Origin of the sequence: Citrobacter sp. On2M, assembly GCF_018035235.1 — a bacterium.
GTDB lineage: Bacteria > Pseudomonadota > Gammaproteobacteria > Enterobacterales > Enterobacteriaceae > Citrobacter > Citrobacter meridianamericanus.
This window is the reverse complement of the sequence record NZ_WPCV01000001.1, coordinates 139,484-159,639: the sequence shown is the minus strand read 5'-3', so window position 1 is coordinate 159,639 and position 20,156 is coordinate 139,484. Positions and strand designations below refer to the sequence as shown.

Genomic DNA, 20,156 nt, shown 5'->3' with positions numbered 1-20,156 from the left:
TGGCGCTACGCTAATCGGGCCTACGGTTTCCTCTCCCGCAAGGGAGAGGGTTTGGGTGAGGGGAAATCTATGCAGTCCCTCACCCCAGCCCTCTTGGGTAAAAAACATTAATGAAGGTTAATACTATGAAAGCATTACATTTTGGCGCAGGTAATATCGGTCGTGGCTTTATCGGCAAACTGCTGGCGGACGCGGGGATACAGCTGACGTTCGCGGATGTAAACCAGGTCGTGCTCGATGCCCTGAATGCCCGTCATAGCTATCAGGTTCATGTGGTCGGTGAAAACGAGCAGGTTGATACCGTTTCCGGCGTCAACGCCGTAAGCAGTATCGGCGATGATGTCGTCGACCTGATTGCTCAGGTAGATTTAATCACCACCGCCGTCGGTCCGGTCGTGCTTGAGCGTATCGCTCCGGCCATCGCCAAAGGGCTGGTGAAACGCAAAGCGCAGGGTATCGTGGCTCCGCTGAATATCATCGCCTGTGAGAACATGGTGCGCGGAACAACCCAGTTGAAAGGCCACGTCATGAACGCGCTGGCAGATGAAGACAAAGCCTGGGTTGAAGAACATGTAGGCTTCGTCGATTCCGCCGTAGATCGCATCGTTCCCCCTTCAGCTTCTGCAACCAACGATCCGCTGGAAGTCACCGTCGAAACCTTCAGTGAGTGGATTGTCGACAAAACGCAATTCAAAGGCGAACTGCCAAACATCCCGGGAATGGAATTAACTGATAACCTGATGGCATTTGTCGAACGTAAACTCTTCACGCTGAACACCGGGCATGCTATAACCGCGTACCTCGGAAAATTGACCGGTCATCAGACCATCCGTGACGCGATTCTCGACGAGAAAATCCGTGCAGTGGTTAAAGGTGCGATGGAAGAGAGCGGCGCGGTACTGATCAAACGCTATGGCTTTGATGCGGCAAAACATGCAGCATATATTCAGAAAATCCTCGGTCGCTTTGAAAACCCGTATCTGAAAGATGACGTTGAGCGCGTTGGCCGTCAGCCACTGCGTAAACTGAGCGCGGGCGATCGTCTGATTAAACCGCTGCTGGGCACGCTGGAGTACGGCCTGCCGCACGCGAATCTGGTCACCGGTATTGCAGCAGCGATGCATTATCGCAGTGAAGAAGATCCGCAGGCACAGGAACTGGCCGCGCTGATTGACGAAAAAGGTCCGCAGGCCGCGCTGGCGCAGGTTTCCGGTCTGGATGCCAATAGTGATGTGGTGGCGGAGGCGGTTAACGCATATAACGCGACCAAATGATTGAGAATGTGGCGCAGGTCAGCCTGCGCCCAAATGACAGATTGTCAGATATGCAGGCAATAATGGAACAAACGCAGGCCTTTGAAAATCGTGTGCTTGAGCGTCTGAATGCTGGCAAAACCGTACGCAGCTTCCTCATCACCGCCGTAGAACTGCTCACCGAGGCGGTGAATATCCTTGTGCTTCAGGTATTTCGCAAAGATGACTATGCGGTAAAATATGCTGTAGAACCGTTGCTTGACGGCGATGGACCGCTGGGCGATCTTTCCGTTCGTCTGAAACTCATTTACGGTCTGGGCGTACTCAGCCGCCCGGAGTATGAAGATGCGGAACTGCTGATGGCGCTGCGGGAAGAGTTAAACCATGACGGCAATGAATACGCGTTCACCGACGACGAGATTCTTGGTCCGTTTGGCGAACTTCACTGCGTGGCGGCACTCCCGCCGCCGCCACAGTTTGATACCTCAGACTCAGGTTTGCACGCTATGCAGATCCAGCGCTACCAGCAAATGGTGCGCTCCACGATGGTACTTTCCCTGACCGAGCTGATTTCTAAAATCAGCTTAAAAAAAGCCTTTCAAAAATAAGAGCCTGCCGGCTTACTTCTCTTCCTGCTGCGGTCGATACAGCTGCCGATAGTACGCCAGACGTTGCAGATACAGCTGCGCGTTCTCCTGTGGTATTTCAGAAGGGACTACGTCGCGCGGCGGTGTTTTATTCAAATATTCGCGAAAAGCCTGGCTAGAAGCCATAAAATCGACCGTCTTATCAATTAAAGCCGAAACGTTCTCACCTATTTTCGCCATAATCTTCCCTCCTCCATGTATTAACCGCACCCAGCCTGTGCGGTTGCTCATTTAAGTTTAGGATCGGTTGGGCGATTATATTGAGGAAAACGTGCTTCGCTATAAACCTGCCAACAAAAAGCGCCATGGCCAATCTTATCGCTTAAAGTTCCTTATTAATCAAAAAAGTAGCATTACCATTAGCTGAATAATACTTACAGCATTTGATTATTTATCTTCGATGAGTTGTGAATAATCCCGCTCTGCGCGCATACTATAGGATATTCATCCTATTTTTATCAGAAGCTATCCTATGAAAGAAGTCGAAAAAAACGAAATTAAACGCCTGAGCGATCGTCTTGACGCAATCCGCCACCAGCAGGCTGACCTGTCCCTGGTTGAAGCCGCCGACAAATATGCCGAGCTTGAGCAAGAGAAAGAAACACTGGAAACTGAGATCGCACGACTGCGTGAAGTGCACGGTCAGAAGCTGAGCAAAGAAGCGCAAAAGCTCAGCAAACTCCCGTTCCGTCGTGCCATCACCAAAAAAGAACAGGCCGACATGGGCAAGCTGAAGAAGAGCGTGCGCGGCCTGATCGTCGTTCACCCGATGACCGAACTTGGCCGTGAAATGGGCCTGAAAGAGATGACGGGCTTCGCGAAAAACGAGTTCTAGTCTGCCACCGGGCAACACTCGCTTGCCCGGTTCTTCGCTTCCCCTCGCAATTGGCCCTACCAATTTCAGTCAGATCCTACCAACACCTCACATTTCATTAAAATGTGCGTACATTACCGTTGCCAACAAATAACATTTGATTAACCATTCATTGTCATTACCCCTACACAACAATATTGGCAGGGCCACTTTTACACATAATGTGACGAAGAGATGAGCACAGACTCATTGCATTATGTCAGCGGCCCCCAGGAGACCTGCAATGAATCTCTGGCAACAAAACTACGACCCGGCCGGTAACATCTGGCTTTCAAGCCTGATTGCCTCGCTACCTATTCTGTTCTTTTTCTTCGCGCTGATTAAGCTCAAGCTGAAAGGCTATATTGCGGCATCGTGGACGGTGGTGATCGCGTTGTCGGTCGCCTTATTGTTCTACAAAATGCCGGTCGATCACGCGCTGGCTTCTGTGGTGTACGGTTTCTTCTATGGTCTGTGGCCGATTGCCTGGATCATTATCGCCGCGGTATTCGTCTATAAAATCTCGGTAAAAACCGGGCAGTTCGACATTATCCGTTCGTCGATTCTCTCCATCACTCCTGACCAACGTCTGCAAATGATCATCGTGGGCTTCTGTTTTGGGGCGTTTCTGGAAGGTGCCGCTGGCTTTGGTGCGCCCGTCGCAATTACCGCTGCGTTGCTGGTTGGCCTCGGCTTTAACCCGCTGTATGCGGCAGGGTTATGCCTGATTGTGAACACCGCGCCGGTGGCGTTTGGTGCAATGGGTATTCCAATTCTGGTTGCCGGTCAGGTCACCGGGCTGGACAGCTTTGAAATCGGCCAGATGGTGGGTCGCCAGTTGCCGTTCCTGACGATTATCGTACTGTTCTGGATCATGGCGATTATGGACGGCTGGCGCGGCGTGAAAGAGACCTGGCCTGCGGTAATGGTCGCTGGTGGTTCGTTTGCTATCGCGCAGTACCTCAGCTCGAACTTTATCGGGCCGGAACTGCCGGACATCATCTCTTCTCTGGTTTCTCTGGTCTGCCTGACGCTGTTCCTGAAACGCTGGCAGCCAGTGCGCATCTTCCGCTTTGGCGACATGGGCGCTTCCCAGGTTGATCAGACGCTGACTCGCACCCGTTATACCGTTGGACAGGTGGTTCGCGCCTGGTCTCCATTCCTGTTCCTGACCGCCACCGTCACACTGTGGAGCATCCCGCCGTTTAAAGCGCTGTTTGCCCCTGGCGGCACGATGTACCACTGGGTGGTCAATATTCCGGTGCCATTCCTCGACAAACTGGTAGCCCGCATGCCGCCGGTGGTACACGAAGCCACAGCCTACGCGGCGGTGTACAAGTTCGACTGGTTCTCGGCAACCGGTACCGCCATTCTGTTTGCCGCGCTGCTGTCAATCGTCTGGCTGAAAATGAAGCCGTCTGCCGCTCTGCAAACCTTTGGCAGCACGCTAAAAGAGCTGGCGCTGCCCATCTACTCCATCGGAATGGTACTGGCATTCGCGTTTATCTCTAACTACTCGGGGCTGTCTTCAACGCTGGCATTGGCGCTGGCGCACACCGGCCACGCCTTTACCTTCTTCTCGCCGTTCCTCGGCTGGCTGGGGGTATTCCTGACCGGTTCAGACACCTCATCAAACGCACTGTTCGCGGCTCTGCAGGCAACGGCAGCTCAGCAAATTGGCGTCTCTGATGTACTGCTGGTTGCGGCGAATACCACCGGTGGCGTGACCGGTAAGATGATCTCCCCGCAGTCAATCGCCATCGCCTGTGCGGCCGTGGGGCTGGTGGGTAAAGAATCTGACCTGTTCCGCTTTACCGTGAAACACAGCCTTATTTTCACCTGTATGGTGGGTGTGATCACCACGCTGCAGGCCTATGTCTTAACCTGGATGATTCCATGATAGTGATGCCCAGACGCCTGTCAGACGAGGTCGCATCTCGTGTGCGGGCGCTGATTAAAGAACAACAGCTGGAGGCGGGCATGAAATTGCCCGCTGAGCGCCAACTGGCCATACAGCTCGGCGTATCCCGTAACTCACTGCGCGAGGCGTTAGCCAAGCTGGTAAGTGAAGGCGTGCTGATTAGCCGTCGTGGCGGCGGGACGTTTATCCGTTGGCAGCATGAACCGTGGTCCGAACAAAACATTGTCCAGCCACTGAAAAGCCTGATGGCGGACGACCCTGATTACAGCTTCGATATTCTCGAAGCCCGCCACGCCATCGAGGCCAGCACCGCCTGGCACGCCGCCATGCGCGCCACGGCCGCCGACAAAGAGAAAATCAGGCTCTGTTTCGAGGCCACACAAAGTGAAGATCCGGATCTCGCTTCACAAGCAGACGTTCGCTTTCACCTTGCCATCGCTGAAGCCTCGCATAACGTGGTGTTGCTACAAACCATGCGTGGTTTCTTCGACGTATTGCAGTCTTCGGTAAAACAGAGTCGCCAACGTATGTACCTGGTGCCGCCGGTGTTTTCACAGCTCACAGAACAACACCTTGCTGTGCTGGACGCGATTGTCGCTGGGGACGCCGACGGCGCGCGAAAGGCAATGATGGCGCATCTCAGTTTTGTCCATACCACCATTAAACGCTTTGATGAAGACCAGGCCCGCCAGGCGCGTATCACCCGTCTGCCCGGTGACCATAATGAAATTAGCAGGGAGAACAACACATGATTATTTCAGCAGCCAGCGATTATCGCGCCGCAGCCCAGCGCATTCTGCCTCCTTTCCTGTTCCACTACATTGACGGTGGGGCGTACGCGGAGCATACCCTGCGCCGTAACGTGGAAGATTTATCAGAGGTGGCACTACGCCAGCGCGTGCTGAAGAACATGTCAGATCTTAGTCTGGAAACCACCCTGTTTAACGAAAAACTGTCGATGCCAGTAGCCCTCGCGCCTGTCGGTTTGTGCGGCATGTACGCACGCAGGGGCGAAGTTCAGGCTGCCGCCGCCGCTGATGCCAAAGGCATACCATTTACGCTTTCGACGGTATCCGTCTGCCCAATTGAAGAAGTCGCCCCGACCATCAAGCGTCCGATGTGGTTCCAGCTTTACGTCCTGCGCGATCGCGGCTTTATGCGTAACGCCCTGGAACGCGCCAAAGCCGCAGGCTGCTCCACGCTGGTTTTTACCGTCGATATGCCCACGCCCGGCGCACGCTATCGTGACGCTCATTCAGGTATGAGCGGACCAAATGCGGCACTCCGTCGTTACTGGCAGGCAGTTACCCATCCACAATGGGCATGGGACGTTGGCCTGAACGGTCGGCCGCATGATTTAGGCAATATTTCGACGTATCTTGGCAAGCCCACCGGCCTTGAGGATTACATCGGTTGGCTGGCGAATAACTTCGATCCGTCCATCTCCTGGAAAGACCTCGAGTGGATCCGTGAGTTCTGGGATGGCCCGATGGTGATCAAAGGGATCCTCGATCCAGAAGATGCCCGCGACGCCGTGCGCTTTGGCGCCGACGGGATTGTGGTTTCCAACCACGGTGGGCGCCAGCTAGATGGCGTGCTTTCTTCCGCCCGCGCGCTGCCCGCCATTGCCGATGCGGTAAAAGGCGATATCGCGATTCTGGCCGACAGCGGGATCCGCAACGGTCTGGACGTGGTGCGCATGATTGCGCTGGGTGCGGATAGCGTGCTGCTGGGCCGTGCTTACCTGTACGCGCTGGCAACCCACGGCCAGGCCGGTGTGGCGAATCTGCTGAACCTGATCGAGAAAGAGATGAAGGTAGCAATGACCCTGACCGGTGCGAAATCCATTAGCGAAATCAGCCGCGATTCACTGGTACAGGAACTGGGCAAGAGCCTGCCTGCCGCATTGGCTCCTCTGGTCCAGGGTGATGCCGCGTGAGGGTGAATTAAATATCTGTTATTCTGCCCCCCGTTATTAAGGGGGCAGTATGCTTAACATCGTTTTGTTCGAACCAGAAATCCCGCCAAATACCGGCAATATTATCCGTCTTTGCGCCAATACCGGCTTTCGTCTGCATATTATTGAGCCAATGGGCTTTACCTGGGACGACAAGCGCCTGCGTCGCGCAGGGCTGGATTACCATGAATTTACCGCCGTGCTGCGCCACCCTGATTATGCCACTTTCGTCGCCGCAGAAAATCCGCAACGTCTGTTTGCCCTGACCACCAAAGGTACGCCAGCGCATAGCGCAGTAAACTATCAGGATGGCGATTATCTGATGTTTGGCCCGGAAACACGCGGTCTGCCAGCCAGCATTCTCGACGCGTTACCAGCCGAACAAAAAATTCGTATTCCGATGATGCCGGACAGTCGCAGCATGAACCTGTCTAACGCGGTGTCGGTAGTGGTGTATGAAGCCTGGCGCCAGTTAGGTTATCCTGGCGCGGTATTGCGTAGTTGATTTGTGTCGGGTGCGGCTAACGCCTTATCCGACCTACGGCAGAATTTAACGTTTACTTTTCGAGCGTTATCGGCGCAGTCAGGTTGAACATGGACTGCGCGCAGTACGTGAGGATGGCGAGCACAGTCCTGGTTCAAGATGACAAGTAAGATAGCTCGAAATCAGATGCCATCGCCATACTCAAACGTATGATGTATCCCGTTGAAATGCTGATCCATATCCATAGACGGCTTATCGCTGTCAGGCTTGCCGACGATGCGCGCCGGAACGCCTGCGGCAGTAGTATGCGGGGGAACAGGCTGTAAAACGACGGAACCTGCGCCAATCTTCGCGCCACGCCCGACTTCAATATTGCCGAGAATTTTTGCTCCCGCACCAATCATCACACCTTCACGAATTTTAGGATGACGGTCACCGCCGGATTTACCGGTCCCGCCAAGCGTGACAGATTGCAAAATAGAGACGTCGTTTTCAATCACCGCAGTTTCACCGACCACAATACCGGTGGCGTGATCGAGCATAATCCCCCGGCCAATTTTTGCCGCCGGGTGAATGTCTACCTGAAAGCTAACGGACACCTGATTTTGCAGAAAGATCGCCAGCGCCTGACGCCCCTGGTGCCACAGCCAGTGACCGATACGATAGGCCTGAAGCGCGTGAAAACCCTTCAGATAAAGAAGTGGGGTGGAATATTTATCGACGGCCGGGTCACGCGTGCGCACCGCCTGAATATCACAAGCCGCCGAAGCAATCATTTCAGGATCGGCCGCGTAGGCCTCTTCCACGACTTCTCGAATCGCAATGGCAGGCATGATCGGAGAAGCGAGTTTATTCGCCAGCATATAACTCAGCGCACTGCCGAGGTTTTCATGCTTGAGCAGCGTTGCGTGGTAAAAACTGGCTAGCATTGGCTCACATTCCGCCAGTGCCCGGGCTTCCGCTTTAATGTTTTTCCAGACGATATCCAGTTCTTCACACGGCATTGCATACTCCAGAAGGTAGCAAAACGACCAACCCGTTCTACGCGGGTCGGGTCGTTAGATTGAAACGGTTCCTTACGGCTAGTGGCTGCTTCGCTCGTCCTTGCGCGCACGACCTAATAACGTCAATGCTGCCTCGCGCGCATTTTTTCCGCAATACAATACTTGATAAATTTCCTCGGTTATTGGCATCTCAACACCAAAACGGTGCGCCAATTCACGAACTTCTTTCGTATTGCGGTAGCCTTCAACCACCTGACCAATCTTGTCCTGCGCGCCCTGCACGTCCATACCCTGGCCGAGCATCATGCCAAAACGACGGTTACGCGACTGGTTGTCGGTACAGGTCAGCACCAGATCGCCTAAACCCGCCATCCCCATAAAGGTGGCAGGATCGGCACCCAGCGCCGCGCCAAGGCGAGACATTTCGGTCAGTCCGCGGGTGATCAATGCGGTTCGCGCATTCGCGCCGAAGCCGATGCCGTCAGACATCCCCGCGCCAATAGCAATAACGTTTTTCACCGCGCCGCCAAGCTGCACGCCAATGAAATCCGGGTTGCTGTAAACGCGGAAGCTTTTACCGCAGTGCAGCAACTGCTGGAGATCGTCAGCAAAGGTGTCGTCCGTCGAGGCCAGAGAGATCGCCGTCGGCATACCTGCTGCCAGCTCTTTGGCGAACGTCGGACCGGAGATGACCGCCAGTGGAATAGCATCCCCCAGCGCTTCGCGTGCGACGTCCTGCAGCAGACGTCCCGTTTCCGCTTCCAGACCTTTTGTCGCCCAGACCAGCCTCGCGTCAGGACGCATCAGCGGTTTGATGTTACGCAGCACTTCGCCAAAGACGTGGCTCGGCACCACCACCAGGATATTACGACTGGCGGCCAGCGCAGTGGCTAAATCACTTTCCAGGCGCAGCGTTTCGGGAAAAGGCACATCAGGGAGGAACGCGACGTTGCAGCGATCGTGCTCAAGGGTCGCGATATGTTTCGGATCATGGCCCCACAGGACAACCTGATGGCCATTTCTTGCCAGGGTGATGGCAAGAGCGGTGCCGTACGAGCCGGCACCAATCACAGTCATTGAAGCATTACTTTGGTTCATCAGGCATCCTGATGTTCTTCAGTACCTTCGCCAGCCTGCTGCTGTAAATAGTTCATGAACAGCGCATCAAAGTTGACCGGCGCAAGGTTCAGTTGCGGGAATGTACCGCGTGAAACCAGGCTGGTGATGCATTCACGAGCATACGGGAACAGAATGTTCGGGCAGTATGCGCCAAGGCAATGCGCCATCTGAGTCCCTTCAATACCACTGATGGAGAAAATACCGCCCTGCTGAACTTCGCACAGGAACGCAGTTTCTTCACCCAGGGAAGCCGTTACGGTGACACGCAGCACTACTTCATACACATCATCTGCCAGTTGGGTAGAGGCGGTATCAAGATCAAGTTTAACCTCTGGCTGCCAATCTTTCTGGAAAACATGCGGTGCATTTGGCGCTTCGAAAGATACATCCTTGGTATAAATACGTTGGATCTGGAAAGCCATTTCAGTGTTATTTTGTTCTGACATGTTGAGAAAACCCTTTAGTGTTGTCCTTTAAATACTATCCGTACGCCTTAACGCAGCAGGGGATCAAGTCCACCACGCGCATCCAACGCATACAAGTCGTCACAACCACCAATGTGCTGTGCATCAATAAAAATCTGTGGAACCGTTGTACGGCCACTGCGCTTGATCATCTCTTCACGCTTCACGGCATCGCCGTCAATCGGAAGTTCCTGGAAACTCACCCCCTTGCTGTTCAACAGCGCTTTTGCACGATGGCAAAACGGGCAGGTTGCTTTGGTATAGATCTCAATATTGGCCATGACTTATCTCCAGTGTTCTTTTACCCTGCAGGATAAAAACGGCGGGTAAATTACTTGCCGCGAACCAGTGGCAGATTCTCACCACTCCAGCCCGCTACGCCGTCTTTCAGTACAGATACCTGCTCAAAACCGGCTTTAATCAGCGCAGTTGCTGAATCCTGGCACTGCATACCAGAGCCATCAACCACAATAACAGGTTTGTTTTTGTGTTTTTCCAGCTCGCCAAAATTGTTGGCTTTGATTTCGCTCGGCAGCAGGTTAGTAGAGCCTGCGATATGACCTTTGCGGAAGTCGTCGCGCTGACGTAAATCGACGATAACGGCGTCTTCTTTATTGATGAGACGTGTAGCTTCGCCGCGCGTAATCACCTTCACTTTTGAGGTCAGGCTCTTAAACGTGGTAAACAATACAGCCGCCAGTAACGCAATCCAGGCGATACTCAAGACAGGGTGGCGACTAACAAATTGCATAATTTCTTGCATGGGGGGTAACAACTCCCGACTCAGTGATTAAAAAAACCAGGAAAGGAGTATACCTGCGCGTTGGCGCAAATACAGCCAGAGCGTGCATTGGATTGCATTTTTGCGGGGCGCTACGGAAAAAAAAATGTAAATCAGTGTTCACCCTGGCACGCGATCCCCCATTATTTGATCTTCGGGGGCTACTTTATCGATTCAGCTGTAGTAAAATTATGCAATTATTTTTTATCTATTGAGTGTGAGGTTGTCGCAATGTCGGTTTCTAAAAAACCTATGGTACTGGTGATTCTGGATGGCTATGGCTATCGTGAAGACAGCCAGGATAACGCCATCTTTAATGCCAAAACCCCGGTAATGGATGCTCTGTGGGCAAAACGTCCGCATACCTTGATTGATGCGTCTGGTCTGGAAGTCGGTCTGCCCGATCGCCAGATGGGCAACTCCGAAGTGGGTCACGTCAACCTGGGCGCGGGCCGCATCGTTTATCAGGACCTGACCCGTCTGGATGTTGAAATCAAAGAACGTACATTCTTCGCCAACCCGGTGCTGACCGATGCGGTCGACCAGGCAAAAAATAGCGGTAAAGCGGTACACATCATGGGTCTGCTCTCTGCTGGCGGCGTTCACAGCCACGAAGATCACATCATGGCGATGGTAGAAATGGCCGCTGAACGCGGTGCTGAGAAAATCTATCTGCACGCTTTCCTTGATGGCCGTGATACCCCGCCGCGCAGCGCTGAACATTCCCTGCAGAAATTCGAAGAGAAATTTGCCGCACTGGGCAAAGGTCGCGTAGCGTCCATCATTGGCCGTTACTATGCCATGGACCGCGACAACCGTTGGGATCGCGTGGAGCAGGCTTATGACCTGATGACGCTGGCAAAAGGCGAATTCCAGTTCGCTACAGCTGTTGAAGGTCTGCAGGCGGCTTATGCCCGTGACGAAAACGACGAATTCGTTAAAGCCACCGTGATCCGTGCTGAAGGCCAGGCTGAAGCTGCTATGGAAGACGGTGATACGCTGATTTTCATGAACTTCCGTGCTGACCGTGCGCGTGAAATCACCCGTGCGTTTGTTAACGCTGACTTCGACGGCTTCGCCCGTAAGAAAGTCGTTAACCTCAACTTTGTGATGCTGACCGAATACGCGGCCGACATCAAAACTGCGGTTGCTTACCCACCAGCATCTCTGGCCAACACCCTTGGCGAGTGGATGGCGAAGAACGACAAAACGCAGTTGCGTATTTCCGAAACCGAAAAATACGCGCACGTGACCTTCTTCTTTAACGGCGGTGTAGAAGAGCCGTTCAAAGGCGAAGACCGTATTCTGATCAACTCACCGAAAGTCGCGACCTACGATCTGCAGCCGGAAATGAGCTCTGCTGAGCTGACCGAAAAACTGGTTGCTGCGATTGAGAGTGGGAAATACGACACCATCATTTGTAACTACCCGAACGGCGATATGGTGGGTCACACCGGGGTGATGGAAGCAGCGGTTAAAGCGGTTGAAGCGCTGGATCACTGCGTTGAGCAGGTGGCTAAAGCGGTTGAATCCGTTGGCGGCCAGTTGTTGATCACTGCAGACCATGGTAACGCAGAGCAAATGCGCGATCCGTCCACCGGTCAGGCGCATACTGCGCACACCAACCTGCCCGTTCCGCTGATTTATGTCGGTGGCAAAAACGTCAAAGCAGTTGAAGGCGGCAAACTTTCTGATATCGCCCCGACCATGCTGACGCTGATGGGTATGGAAATCCCGCAAGAGATGACTGGTAAGCCGCTGTTCATCGTGGAATAATCCCTCCCCATGAGGGGAAAGGCGATTAATACCATCACCCGGGCCGTGAAACTGCGTAAGTTTTCAGTCAGGCCCTTGTTCTACGCCAGCGCGCTTAGCGCTGGCGTATTGCTGTGCGCCTTTACCGCCCACGCGGACGAACGCGATCAGCTTAAATCTATTCAGGCTGATATCGCGGCAAAAGAACGCGCGGTACGCCAACAGCAACAACAACGCTCCACCCTCCTCGCTCAACTAAAAGCTCAGGAACAGGCTATCGCCGTGGCCGCAAGGCAACTGCGCGAAACACAAAACTCACTGGCGCAGTTGAATGCGCAAATCGCTGAGATGAACGCCGCACTCGCGAAGCTGGAAAAACAGCGGGCCGCACAAGAACGCAGCCTGGCAGCCCAGCTCGATGCAGCATTTCGTCAGGGCGAACACACCGGCATTCAGCTCATCCTAAGCGGTGAAGAGAGCCAGCGCGGGCAACGTCTACAGGCCTATTTCGGCTACCTGAACCAGGCGAGGCAAGAAACTATCGCGCAACTGAAACAAACCCGCGAAGAGGTCGACTCGCAAAAAGCCGAGCTTGAAGATAAGCAAAGCGAACAGCAGACGTTACTGTACGAACAGCGCGCCCAGCAGGCTAAACTGGAGCAGGCGCGTAATGAACGCCAGAAAACGCTCTCGGGTCTGGAATCATCGATTCAACAAGGTCAGCAGCAACTGGGCGAAATGCGCGCCAACGAATCACGCCTGCGCAACAGCATTGCTCGCGCCGAAGCCGCAGCCAAAGCACGCGCAGAACGTGAAGCCCGCGAGGCGCAAGCCGTACGCGATAAGCAGCAGGATGCGTCACGAAAAGGCTCAACCTACAAGCCAACCGAAAGCGAAAAATCTCTGATGTCGCGTACCGGTGGTTTAGGTTCGCCGCGCGGCCAGGCATTCTGGCCCGTTCGTGGTCCAACGCTACATCGCTATGGCGAACAGCTGCAGGGTGAGCTACGTTGGAAGGGGATGGTTATTGGCGCATCCGAAGGCACCGAAGTTAAAGCTATTGCCGATGGTCGCGTCATTCTCGCGGACTGGCTGCAGGGCTATGGCCTGGTGGTGGTCGTTGAGCACGGTAAAGGCGATATGAGCCTGTACGGTTATAACCAGAGCGCGCTGGTCAGCGTCGGTACACAGGTTCGCGCCGGGCAACCTATTGCACTTGTGGGTAGCAGCGGCGGTCAGGGCAGGCCAGCACTCTATTTCGAAATTCGTCGCCAGGGTCAGGCGGTCAATCCACAGCCGTGGTTGGGAAGATAAGTTTTGCCTCATTTTCGTCGTCTGGTACTCTCTCTCGCCAGCCTGCTGGCCTTCGCAACACCTGTATTTGCTGGCAAACTCGCCATCGTCATTGATGATTTCGGCTACCGTCCGCACACTGAAAATCAGGTGCTGGCGATGCCTTCCACAGTCTCTGTTGCCGTTCTGCCAAACGCGCCACATGCGCGTGAAATGGCGACTAAAGCGCATAACAGCGGGCATGAAGTGTTGATCCACCTGCCGATGGCGCCACTGAGCAAGCAGCCATTAGAGAAAGATACTTTGCGCCCGGAAATGAGCAGCGAAGAGATTGAGCGGATTATTCGCGACGCGGTCAGCAAAGTACCGAATGCGGTCGGACTGAACAACCATATGGGCAGCGCGATGACCTCCAGCCTGTTCGGCATGCAGAAGGTGATGCAGGCACTGGAGCGCTACGATCTCTACTTTCTGGACAGCATGACCATCGGCAACAGTCAGGCAATGCGCGCAGCATCAGGAACTGGCGTGAAGGTCATCAAACGCAAAGTCTTCCTCGATGATACGCAAAACGAAGCCGACATTCGCCGTCAGTTCAATCGTGCCGTCGAGCTTGCGCGCCGCAACGGCTCAGCAATTGCCATTGGGCACCCACACCCTTCGACGGTTCGTGTTCTGCAGCAGATGCTTTATAACTTGCCAGCGGACATCACACTGGTTCGCCCAAGCAGCCTGCTCAATGAACCACAGGTGGATACGTCCAGACCAAACTTCACATCGCCGAAGAACGGTACGCCAGATACGCCGCGTAACCCTTTCCGCGGTGTAAATTTGTGCAAACCGAAGAAACCGATAGAGCCGGTTTACAACAGCCGCTTCTTCAGTGTGCTCGGTGAAAGCATCACCCAAAGCACGCTGGTGCAGTACATGCGCCTGCAGTGGCAGGGCTGGCAATAATTAGTCTTTAATATCCAGCGTTAAATGGGCCAGGCGGCGCGGCGTCAGTGATTTATCGCGCCACTGACTAAAGCGGATGGCCCACAATAGCACCTGATAACCCAGCTTAACGCTGCAAATATTGCTCACCATGCGCTTGAACATACCCGACACGAAAACCTCGGCAATCATACGCTGGCGGATTTTTTCATCCGGCTCTTTTCGGATGCAATGACAAACGCGTAGCGCTTCATAAATCACCTGCTGTTTGAACTCGGGGTAAATGGGAATGCGTCCGGCGTAATCATGATTCATCTTATCCAGCAGACGGGTAATTTTGATGTAGTGGCGCTGGTAAGCCAGGTTCTTCTCTCCGGTACGCGGCAGACGACTGACGGACGCACCGTGCAGGAAGTATTTGTAAAGCGGGATTTCCGTGTAACGCGCACGTTTGGCGTTAAACATAAACTCCGTCGTCCAGATAATATCCTGGTGGTGCAGACCGGACAGGAAAGTCAGTCCGGCGTCGCGAATGGTCTGATGACGGTATACGCCCATCCAGACAACGTGCCGCCAACGGCGACTGGCTAACGCTTTGCGTAACCAGTCCGGCCCGGTCATCACGCCGGTAGAACGAATTCGATCGGTAGGAATAGATGCCCATGTGTGGCCGGTTTCCGCAATACACCAATCAGCATTGCACTGCGCAACGTCCAGATTATCTTTCAACGCCATATTCATCAGCGTTTCATACATTTCCGGATAGGCAATATCATCGCCGTCTACGTATGCGATGTACTCGCCCCTGGCGACTTCCATACCGGTATTACGCGCCGCAGATACCCCACCATTGCGCTGGTGCAACAGATGCACGTGCGGATAACGATCCGCATAAGACTGAGCAAGCTCCGCTGAGTTATCCGTAGAACCATCATTCACAATGATGATCTCGAGGTTCTTCCAGGTTTGCGCAATCAGCGAATCCATACACGCAATGAACGGTTCACCCGTGTTGTACAGGGGCATAATGACGCTCAGGAGACCAGGGGTATAGGTCATATCAAATCCAGCCAGACAATAGAGTAATCGGCACTTTTTAGCATATTAAGCGGCAGATTTTCAGAAAAAAATATTAATTCTTTAGCGAAAAATGCGCCGGGCGGGAAGGCTCATGCAAGCAAAAAAAGCCCCGGATGTTAATGATAATCAACATCCGGGGACAACACTCAGAATCCACTGACTGGATAGGGTTAATCCCAGCTCAGGATCACTTTCCCTGACTGGCCTGAACGCATAGCGTCAAAGCCCTGTTGGAATTCATCGATGGAGAATCGATGGGTGATGATCGGCGACAAATCCAAACCAGACTGGATCAATGCAGCCATTTTGTACCAGGTTTCAAACATCTCGCGACCGTAGATACCCTTAATAAACAAACCTTTAAAGATAACCTTTGTCCAGTCAATAGACATGTCGGATGGTGGAATGCCCAGCATAGCAATGCGGCCACCGTGGTTCATAGTGTCCAGCATGGCGCGAAACGCGGGCGGCGCACCGGACATCTCCAGGCCCACATCAAATCCTTCAGTCATACCCAGTTCAGCCATCACGTCGGTCAGATTCTCTTTCGATACGTTGACCGCACGAGTGATGCCCATTTTACGCGCCAGCTCAAGGCGATACTCATTAACATCGGTAATCACCACGTGACGCGCGCCAACGTGCTTCGCAACCGCCGCAGCCATAATACCGATTGGACCCGCGCCGGAAACCAGCACATCTTCCCCAACCAGATCGAATGACAGCGCCGTGTGCACCGCATTACCAAACGGATCGAAAATAGACGCCAGGTCGTCGGAGATGTTGTCCGGGATTTTAAACGCATTAAACGCCGGGATCACCAGGTATTCCGCAAAGCAGCCAGGACGGTTTACGCCGACGCCGGTGGTATTGCGGCACAGGTGAGTCCGCCCACCGCGGCAGTTACGGCAATGTCCGCAGGTGATATGACCCTCACCGGAAACACGATCGCCGATTTTAAAGCCTTTAACTTCCTGACCGATGCCAACAACTTCGCCGACATATTCATGCCCAACGACCATCGGTACCGGGATGGTTTTTTGCGACCATTCATCCCAGTTATAAATGTGAACGTCAGTCCCGCAGATGGCTGTTTTACGGATTTTAATCAGCAAATCGTTATGGCCGACTTCCGGTTCAGGAACGTCGGTCATCCAAATGCCCTCTTCCGCTTTCAGTTTGGATAACGCTTTCATTTCACATCCTCAGGCAATAACGCCCAGTTGTTTACCAATGCGTGTGAACGCCTCAACAGCACGCGTAATCTGCTCAGGGGTATGCGCCGCAGACATCTGGGTACGGATACGCGCCTGACCTTTCGGAACCACCGGATAGAAGAACCCGGTAACGTAAATCCCCTCTTTTTGCAGTTCACGAGCAAAGTCCTGCGCGATCACCGCATCCCCCAACATCACCGGGATAATCGCGTGATCGGCACCGGCCAGCGTAAAGCCAGCGGCAGACATTTGCTCACGGAACTGACGTGCGTTCGCCCACAATCGGTCACGCAGTTCAGCTCCGGATTCCACCATCTCCAGTACCTTAATGGACGCAGCAACAATCGCCGGAGCCAGTGAGTTGGAAAACAGATACGGACGAGAACGCTGACGCAACCACTCAACCACTTCTTTGCGCGCTGCAGTGTAACCTCCGGATGCGCCACCGAGTGCTTTACCCAGTGTCCCGGTGATGATGTCCACACGGCCCATTACGTCACAATATTCATGGGAGCCACGACCATTCTCACCGACAAAACCGACGGCATGAGAGTCATCAACCATGACCAGCGCGTCGTATTTATCTGCCAGGTCACAAACGCCTTTCAGGTTAGCAATCACGCCGTCCATAGAGAACACGCCATCGGTGGCGATCAGGATATGACGAGCACCCGCTTCACGCGCTTCTTTCAGGCGCGCTTCCAGCTCGACCATATCGTTGTTGGCGTAACGGAAACGCTTTGCTTTACACAAACGAACGCCGTCAATGATAGAAGCATGGTTCAGGGCATCAGAGATAATGGCATCTTCCGCACCCAACAGCGTTTCAAACAGGCCGCCGTTGGCATCAAAACAGGAAGAGTAAAGGATGGCATCTTCCATACCGAGGAATGCCGCCAGTTTTTGCTCCAGTTGCTTATGGCTGTCCTGGGTACCGCAAATAAAGCGTACCGAAGCCATGCCAAATCCGTGAGAATCCATACCCACTTTTGCCGCCGCAATCAGCTCCGGGTGGTTAGCCAGCCCCAGATAGTTGTTTGCACAAAAGTTAATAACGTGGCTTCCGTCCGCCACGGTGATATCCGCCTGCTGGGCAGATGTAATAATGCGCTCTTCTTTAAACAATCCTTCCGCACGTGCGGTGTCGAGATCGTTCGTTAACTGTTTGTAAAAATCCCCACGCATTTCAATTCTCCAGACTGGGCAAATTTCAGCACATATTACCCAAAGCTATACGTTGATACGAGATGACGCATCACCACTTCTTCAAAATGAAGCATAAATCACGTGTACCCGCACGGCTTATCGGTGAATGGCTGAAGCCTGGGCCATGTAGTGATATGATAGAAAGTATTCGTGTCTGAGATTGTCTCTGACTCCATAATTCGAAGGTTACATTTATGATCATCGTTACCGGCGGCGCGGGCTTTATCGGCAGCAACATCGTTAAGTCCCTGAATGATAAAGGCATCACCGACATTCTGGTGGTGGACAACCTGAAAGACGGCACCAAGTTTGTTAACCTGGTGGATCTGAATATTGCTGACTACATGGACAAGGAAGACTTCCTGATCCAGATTATGGCCGGGGAAGATTTCGGCGATATCGAAGCGATTTTCCACGAAGGCGCATGCTCTTCCACCACCGAGTGGGACGGCAAGTATATGATGGATAACAACTATCAATACTCTAAAGAGCTGCTGCACTACTGCCTGGAGCGTGAAATCCCGTTCCTGTACGCGTCCTCCGCCGCCACCTATGGCGGTCGCACTTCTGATTTCATCGAATCCCGTGAATACGAGAAACCACTGAACGTTTACGGCTACTCAAAATTCCTGTTCGACGAGTACGTTCGTCAGATCCTGCCGGAAGCCAATTCTCAGATTGTTGGCTTCCGCTATTTCAACGTCTACGGACCGCGTGAAGGCCATAAAGGCAGCATGGCGAGCGTCGCTTTCCACCTGAATACCCAGCTCAACAATGGCGAAACGCCAAAACTGTTCGAAGGCAGCGAAAACTTCAAACGTGATTTCGTTTACGTTGGCGATGTGGCTGCAGTGAACCTGTGGTTCCTGGAAAACGGGGTTTCCGGCATCTTTAACCTCGGTACCGGTCGTGCGGAATCTTTCCAGGCCGTTGCTGATGCTACGCTTGCGTACCACAAAAAAGGCAGCATTGAGTACATTCCATTCCCGGAAAAACTGAAAGGCCGCTACCAGGCGTTTACCCAGGCAGACCTGACTAACCTGCGCGCAGCGGGCTATGACAAGCCGTTTAAGACCGTTGCCGAAGGCGTAACGGAATATATGGCCTGGCTGAACCGCGACGCGTAAGAAGTTAGCATGAAAATACTGGTGATCGGCCCGTCATGGGTGGGCGACATGATGATGTCGCAAAGTCTCTATCGCACGCTTAAGGCGCGCTATCCCCAGGCGATAATCGACGTGATGGCACCGGCATGGTGCCGTCCGCTGCTGTCGCGTATGCCTGAAGTCAACGAAGCCATCGCCATGCCGCTGGGACACGGCGCGCTGGAGATTGGCGAACGCCGCAAACTCGGTCACAGCCTGCGTGAGAAACGCTATGACCGCGCTTATGTGCTGCCTAACTCGTTTAAATCCGCGCTGGTGCCTTTTTTTGCAGGCATCCCGCATCGCACCGGTTGGCGTGGCGAAATGCGCTACGGCCTGCTCAACGATGCGCGCGTGCTGGATAAAGACGCATGGCCGCTGATGGTCGAACGCTATGTAGCCCTGGCCTACGATAAAGGCGTGATGCTGTCGGCTAAAGATTTGCCGCAGCCTCTGCTATGGCCACAGTTGCAGGTCAGCGAAGGTGAAAAGTCTCTGACTTGTAGTCAGTTCTCCCTTTCTGCCGAACGCCCCATCATCGGTTTTTGCCCAGGTGCGGAATTTGGTCCGGCGAAACGCTGGCCACACTACCATTACGCAGAACTGGCTAAGCAACTGATCGACGAAGGTCATCAGATTGTGCTGTTTGGCTCAGCAAAAGACCATGAAGCCGGAAATGAAATCCTGGCAACGCTAAGCGTTGAGCAGCAGGCATGGTGCCGTAATCTGGCGGGCGAAACGCAGCTTGAGCAGGCCGTCATTCTGCTCGCCGCCTGCAAAGCGGTCGTCACCAACGACTCTGGATTAATGCACGTTGCCGCAGCGTTGAATCGACCTCTGGTAGCGTTGTATGGCCCAAGTAGTCCGGACTTTACTCCGCCGTTGTCGCACAAAGCACGGGTTATTCGTCTGATTACGGGCTATCACAAAGTGCGCAAGGGCGATGCGGCAGAAGGCTATCACCAAAGTCTGATTGACATCACTCCCCAGCGCGTACTGGAAGAACTCAATGACCTGTTGTTACAAGAGGAAGCCTGACGG

Annotated in this window: 21 protein-coding genes; 12 read left to right on the top strand and 9 right to left on the bottom strand. The window is 53.6% G+C overall.

Annotation, left to right across the window (positions count from 1 at the left end):
* The first annotated feature begins 125 nt into the window (after positions 1–125).
* A complete protein-coding gene (mtlD, locus tag On2M_RS00730; RefSeq protein WP_210904139.1) occupies positions 126–1,274 on the top strand; it encodes a mannitol-1-phosphate 5-dehydrogenase in 1,149 nt (382 codons plus the stop codon).
* Positions 1,271–1,861, top strand: coding sequence for a mannitol operon repressor MtlR (gene mtlR / locus On2M_RS00725; RefSeq protein WP_151216987.1), 591 nt, complete (start codon positions 1,271–1,273; stop codon positions 1,859–1,861). Before mtlD ends, mtlR begins: the two co-directional genes overlap by 4 nt.
* A 12-nt stretch (positions 1,862–1,873) precedes the next feature.
* Here mtlR and On2M_RS00720 read toward each other — a convergent pair whose 3' ends face one another.
* Positions 1,874–2,080 (bottom strand): hypothetical protein, encoded by a 207-nt coding sequence (locus On2M_RS00720; protein WP_151216988.1) that lies wholly within the window; start codon positions 2,078–2,080, stop codon positions 1,874–1,876.
* A 292-nt stretch (positions 2,081–2,372) separates the two neighbouring features.
* On the opposite strand from On2M_RS00720, the gene On2M_RS00715 reads away from it, so the two are divergent.
* The 5 genes from On2M_RS00715 to trmL all read left to right on the top strand — a co-directional run bounded on the left by On2M_RS00715 (position 2,373) and on the right by trmL (position 7,136).
* Positions 2,373–2,735 (top strand): YibL family ribosome-associated protein, encoded by a 363-nt coding sequence (locus On2M_RS00715; protein WP_151216990.1) that lies wholly within the window; start codon positions 2,373–2,375, stop codon positions 2,733–2,735.
* A gap of 262 nt (positions 2,736–2,997) precedes the next feature.
* Positions 2,998–4,653 carry an L-lactate permease gene (gene lldP / locus On2M_RS00710; RefSeq protein WP_151224000.1) on the top strand — a complete coding sequence of 552 codons (1,656 nt, stop codon included), beginning with the start codon at positions 2,998–3,000 and terminating at the stop codon, positions 4,651–4,653.
* Positions 4,650–5,426, top strand: coding sequence for a transcriptional regulator LldR (gene lldR / locus On2M_RS00705; protein WP_151216993.1), 777 nt, complete (start codon positions 4,650–4,652; stop codon positions 5,424–5,426). Before lldP ends, lldR begins: the two co-directional genes overlap by 4 nt.
* Positions 5,423–6,613, top strand: a complete 1,191-nt coding sequence (lldD, locus tag On2M_RS00700; protein WP_151216995.1) for a quinone-dependent L-lactate dehydrogenase — start codon at positions 5,423–5,425, stop codon at positions 6,611–6,613. Before lldR ends, lldD begins: the two co-directional genes overlap by 4 nt.
* 49 nt (positions 6,614–6,662) lie before the next feature.
* Positions 6,663–7,136, top strand: coding sequence for a tRNA (uridine(34)/cytosine(34)/5-carboxymethylaminomethyluridine(34)-2'-O)-methyltransferase TrmL (gene trmL / locus On2M_RS00695; protein WP_151216997.1), 474 nt, complete (start codon positions 6,663–6,665; stop codon positions 7,134–7,136).
* 161 nt (positions 7,137–7,297) lie between these two features.
* Here the strand turns inward: trmL and cysE are convergent, their stop codons facing one another.
* The 5 genes from cysE to On2M_RS00670 form a co-directional block, all read right to left on the bottom strand.
* Complete coding sequence (cysE, locus tag On2M_RS00690) at positions 7,298–8,119, bottom strand: serine O-acetyltransferase (protein ID WP_151216999.1); 822 nt, start codon at positions 8,117–8,119, stop codon at positions 7,298–7,300.
* Positions 8,120–8,197: 78 nt separating this feature from the next.
* Complete coding sequence (gpsA, locus tag On2M_RS00685) at positions 8,198–9,217, bottom strand: NAD(P)H-dependent glycerol-3-phosphate dehydrogenase (protein ID WP_187259813.1); 1,020 nt, start codon at positions 9,215–9,217, stop codon at positions 8,198–8,200.
* Positions 9,217–9,684, bottom strand: coding sequence for a protein-export chaperone SecB (gene secB / locus On2M_RS00680; protein ID WP_003024155.1), 468 nt, complete (start codon positions 9,682–9,684; stop codon positions 9,217–9,219). The genes gpsA and secB overlap by 1 nt, the downstream gene beginning before the upstream one ends.
* 47 nt (positions 9,685–9,731) lie before the next feature.
* Positions 9,732–9,983 carry a glutaredoxin 3 gene (grxC, locus tag On2M_RS00675; RefSeq protein ID WP_003024152.1) on the bottom strand — a complete coding sequence of 84 codons (252 nt, stop codon included), beginning with the start codon at positions 9,981–9,983 and terminating at the stop codon, positions 9,732–9,734.
* Between the two features lie 50 nt (positions 9,984–10,033).
* Positions 10,034–10,465: a rhodanese-like domain-containing protein gene (locus On2M_RS00670; RefSeq protein ID WP_005120473.1), complete on the bottom strand. Its 432-nt coding sequence runs from the start codon at positions 10,463–10,465 to the stop codon at positions 10,034–10,036.
* Positions 10,466–10,714: 249 nt separating this feature from the next.
* On the opposite strand from On2M_RS00670, the gene gpmM reads away from it, so the two are divergent.
* The 3 genes from gpmM to On2M_RS00655 are packed head-to-tail and all read left to right on the top strand — an operon-like array spanning position 10,715 to position 14,488.
* Positions 10,715–12,259: a 2,3-bisphosphoglycerate-independent phosphoglycerate mutase gene (gene gpmM / locus On2M_RS00665; protein WP_040231588.1), complete on the top strand. Its 1,545-nt coding sequence runs from the start codon at positions 10,715–10,717 to the stop codon at positions 12,257–12,259.
* 33 nt (positions 12,260–12,292) lie between these two features.
* Positions 12,293–13,552 carry a murein hydrolase activator EnvC gene (envC, locus tag On2M_RS00660; RefSeq protein ID WP_252838613.1) on the top strand — a complete coding sequence of 420 codons (1,260 nt, stop codon included), beginning with the start codon at positions 12,293–12,295 and terminating at the stop codon, positions 13,550–13,552.
* 3 nt (positions 13,553–13,555) lie between these two features.
* Positions 13,556–14,488, top strand: coding sequence for a divergent polysaccharide deacetylase family protein (locus On2M_RS00655; protein ID WP_151217005.1), 933 nt, complete (start codon positions 13,556–13,558; stop codon positions 14,486–14,488).
* Here On2M_RS00655 and On2M_RS00650 read toward each other — a convergent pair whose 3' ends face one another.
* The 3 genes from On2M_RS00650 to kbl form a co-directional block, all read right to left on the bottom strand.
* Positions 14,489–15,526 carry a glycosyltransferase gene (locus On2M_RS00650; protein ID WP_210904137.1) on the bottom strand — a complete coding sequence of 346 codons (1,038 nt, stop codon included), beginning with the start codon at positions 15,524–15,526 and terminating at the stop codon, positions 14,489–14,491.
* Positions 15,527–15,717: 191 nt separating this feature from the next.
* Positions 15,718–16,743, bottom strand: coding sequence for an L-threonine 3-dehydrogenase (tdh, locus tag On2M_RS00645; protein WP_003024132.1), 1,026 nt, complete (start codon positions 16,741–16,743; stop codon positions 15,718–15,720).
* 9 nt (positions 16,744–16,752) lie between these two features.
* Positions 16,753–17,949: a glycine C-acetyltransferase gene (kbl, locus tag On2M_RS00640; protein WP_210904135.1), complete on the bottom strand. Its 1,197-nt coding sequence runs from the start codon at positions 17,947–17,949 to the stop codon at positions 16,753–16,755.
* 215 nt (positions 17,950–18,164) lie between these two features.
* Between kbl and rfaD the strand changes: the two genes are divergently transcribed.
* Positions 18,165–19,097 (top strand): ADP-glyceromanno-heptose 6-epimerase, encoded by a 933-nt coding sequence (gene rfaD / locus On2M_RS00635; protein WP_003827312.1) that lies wholly within the window; start codon positions 18,165–18,167, stop codon positions 19,095–19,097.
* A gap of 9 nt (positions 19,098–19,106) precedes the next feature.
* Positions 19,107–20,153: an ADP-heptose--LPS heptosyltransferase RfaF gene (gene rfaF, locus On2M_RS00630; protein ID WP_071685699.1), complete on the top strand. Its 1,047-nt coding sequence runs from the start codon at positions 19,107–19,109 to the stop codon at positions 20,151–20,153.
* Positions 20,154–20,156: the final 3 nt, after the last annotated feature.

Excerpts from the sequence above, each read along its gene's own strand:
- mtlD (WP_210904139.1), top strand. The coding sequence starts at position 126 with ATGAAAGCATTACATTTTGGCGCAGGTAATATCGGTCGTGGCTTTATC.
- mtlR (WP_151216987.1), top strand. The coding sequence starts at position 1,271 with ATGATTGAGAATGTGGCGCAGGTCAGCCTGCGCCCAAATGACAGATTG.
- On2M_RS00720 (WP_151216988.1), bottom strand. The coding sequence starts at position 2,080 with ATGGCGAAAATAGGTGAGAACGTTTCGGCTTTAATTGATAAGACGGTC.
- On2M_RS00715 (WP_151216990.1), top strand. The coding sequence starts at position 2,373 with ATGAAAGAAGTCGAAAAAAACGAAATTAAACGCCTGAGCGATCGTCTT.
- lldP (WP_151224000.1), top strand. The coding sequence starts at position 2,998 with ATGAATCTCTGGCAACAAAACTACGACCCGGCCGGTAACATCTGGCTT.
- lldR (WP_151216993.1), top strand. The coding sequence starts at position 4,650 with ATGATAGTGATGCCCAGACGCCTGTCAGACGAGGTCGCATCTCGTGTG.
- lldD (WP_151216995.1), top strand. The coding sequence starts at position 5,423 with ATGATTATTTCAGCAGCCAGCGATTATCGCGCCGCAGCCCAGCGCATT.
- trmL (WP_151216997.1), top strand. The coding sequence starts at position 6,663 with ATGCTTAACATCGTTTTGTTCGAACCAGAAATCCCGCCAAATACCGGC.
- cysE (WP_151216999.1), bottom strand. The coding sequence starts at position 8,119 with ATGCCGTGTGAAGAACTGGATATCGTCTGGAAAAACATTAAAGCGGAA.
- gpsA (WP_187259813.1), bottom strand. The coding sequence starts at position 9,217 with ATGAACCAAAGTAATGCTTCAATGACTGTGATTGGTGCCGGCTCGTAC.
- secB (WP_003024155.1), bottom strand. The coding sequence starts at position 9,684 with ATGTCAGAACAAAATAACACTGAAATGGCTTTCCAGATCCAACGTATT.
- grxC (WP_003024152.1), bottom strand. The coding sequence starts at position 9,983 with ATGGCCAATATTGAGATCTATACCAAAGCAACCTGCCCGTTTTGCCAT.
- On2M_RS00670 (WP_005120473.1), bottom strand. The coding sequence starts at position 10,465 with ATGCAAGAAATTATGCAATTTGTTAGTCGCCACCCTGTCTTGAGTATC.
- gpmM (WP_040231588.1), top strand. The coding sequence starts at position 10,715 with ATGTCGGTTTCTAAAAAACCTATGGTACTGGTGATTCTGGATGGCTAT.
- On2M_RS00650 (WP_210904137.1), bottom strand. The coding sequence starts at position 15,526 with ATGACCTATACCCCTGGTCTCCTGAGCGTCATTATGCCCCTGTACAAC.
- tdh (WP_003024132.1), bottom strand. The coding sequence starts at position 16,743 with ATGAAAGCGTTATCCAAACTGAAAGCGGAAGAGGGCATTTGGATGACC.
- kbl (WP_210904135.1), bottom strand. The coding sequence starts at position 17,949 with ATGCGTGGGGATTTTTACAAACAGTTAACGAACGATCTCGACACCGCA.
- rfaD (WP_003827312.1), top strand. The coding sequence starts at position 18,165 with ATGATCATCGTTACCGGCGGCGCGGGCTTTATCGGCAGCAACATCGTT.
- rfaF (WP_071685699.1), top strand. The coding sequence starts at position 19,107 with ATGAAAATACTGGTGATCGGCCCGTCATGGGTGGGCGACATGATGATG.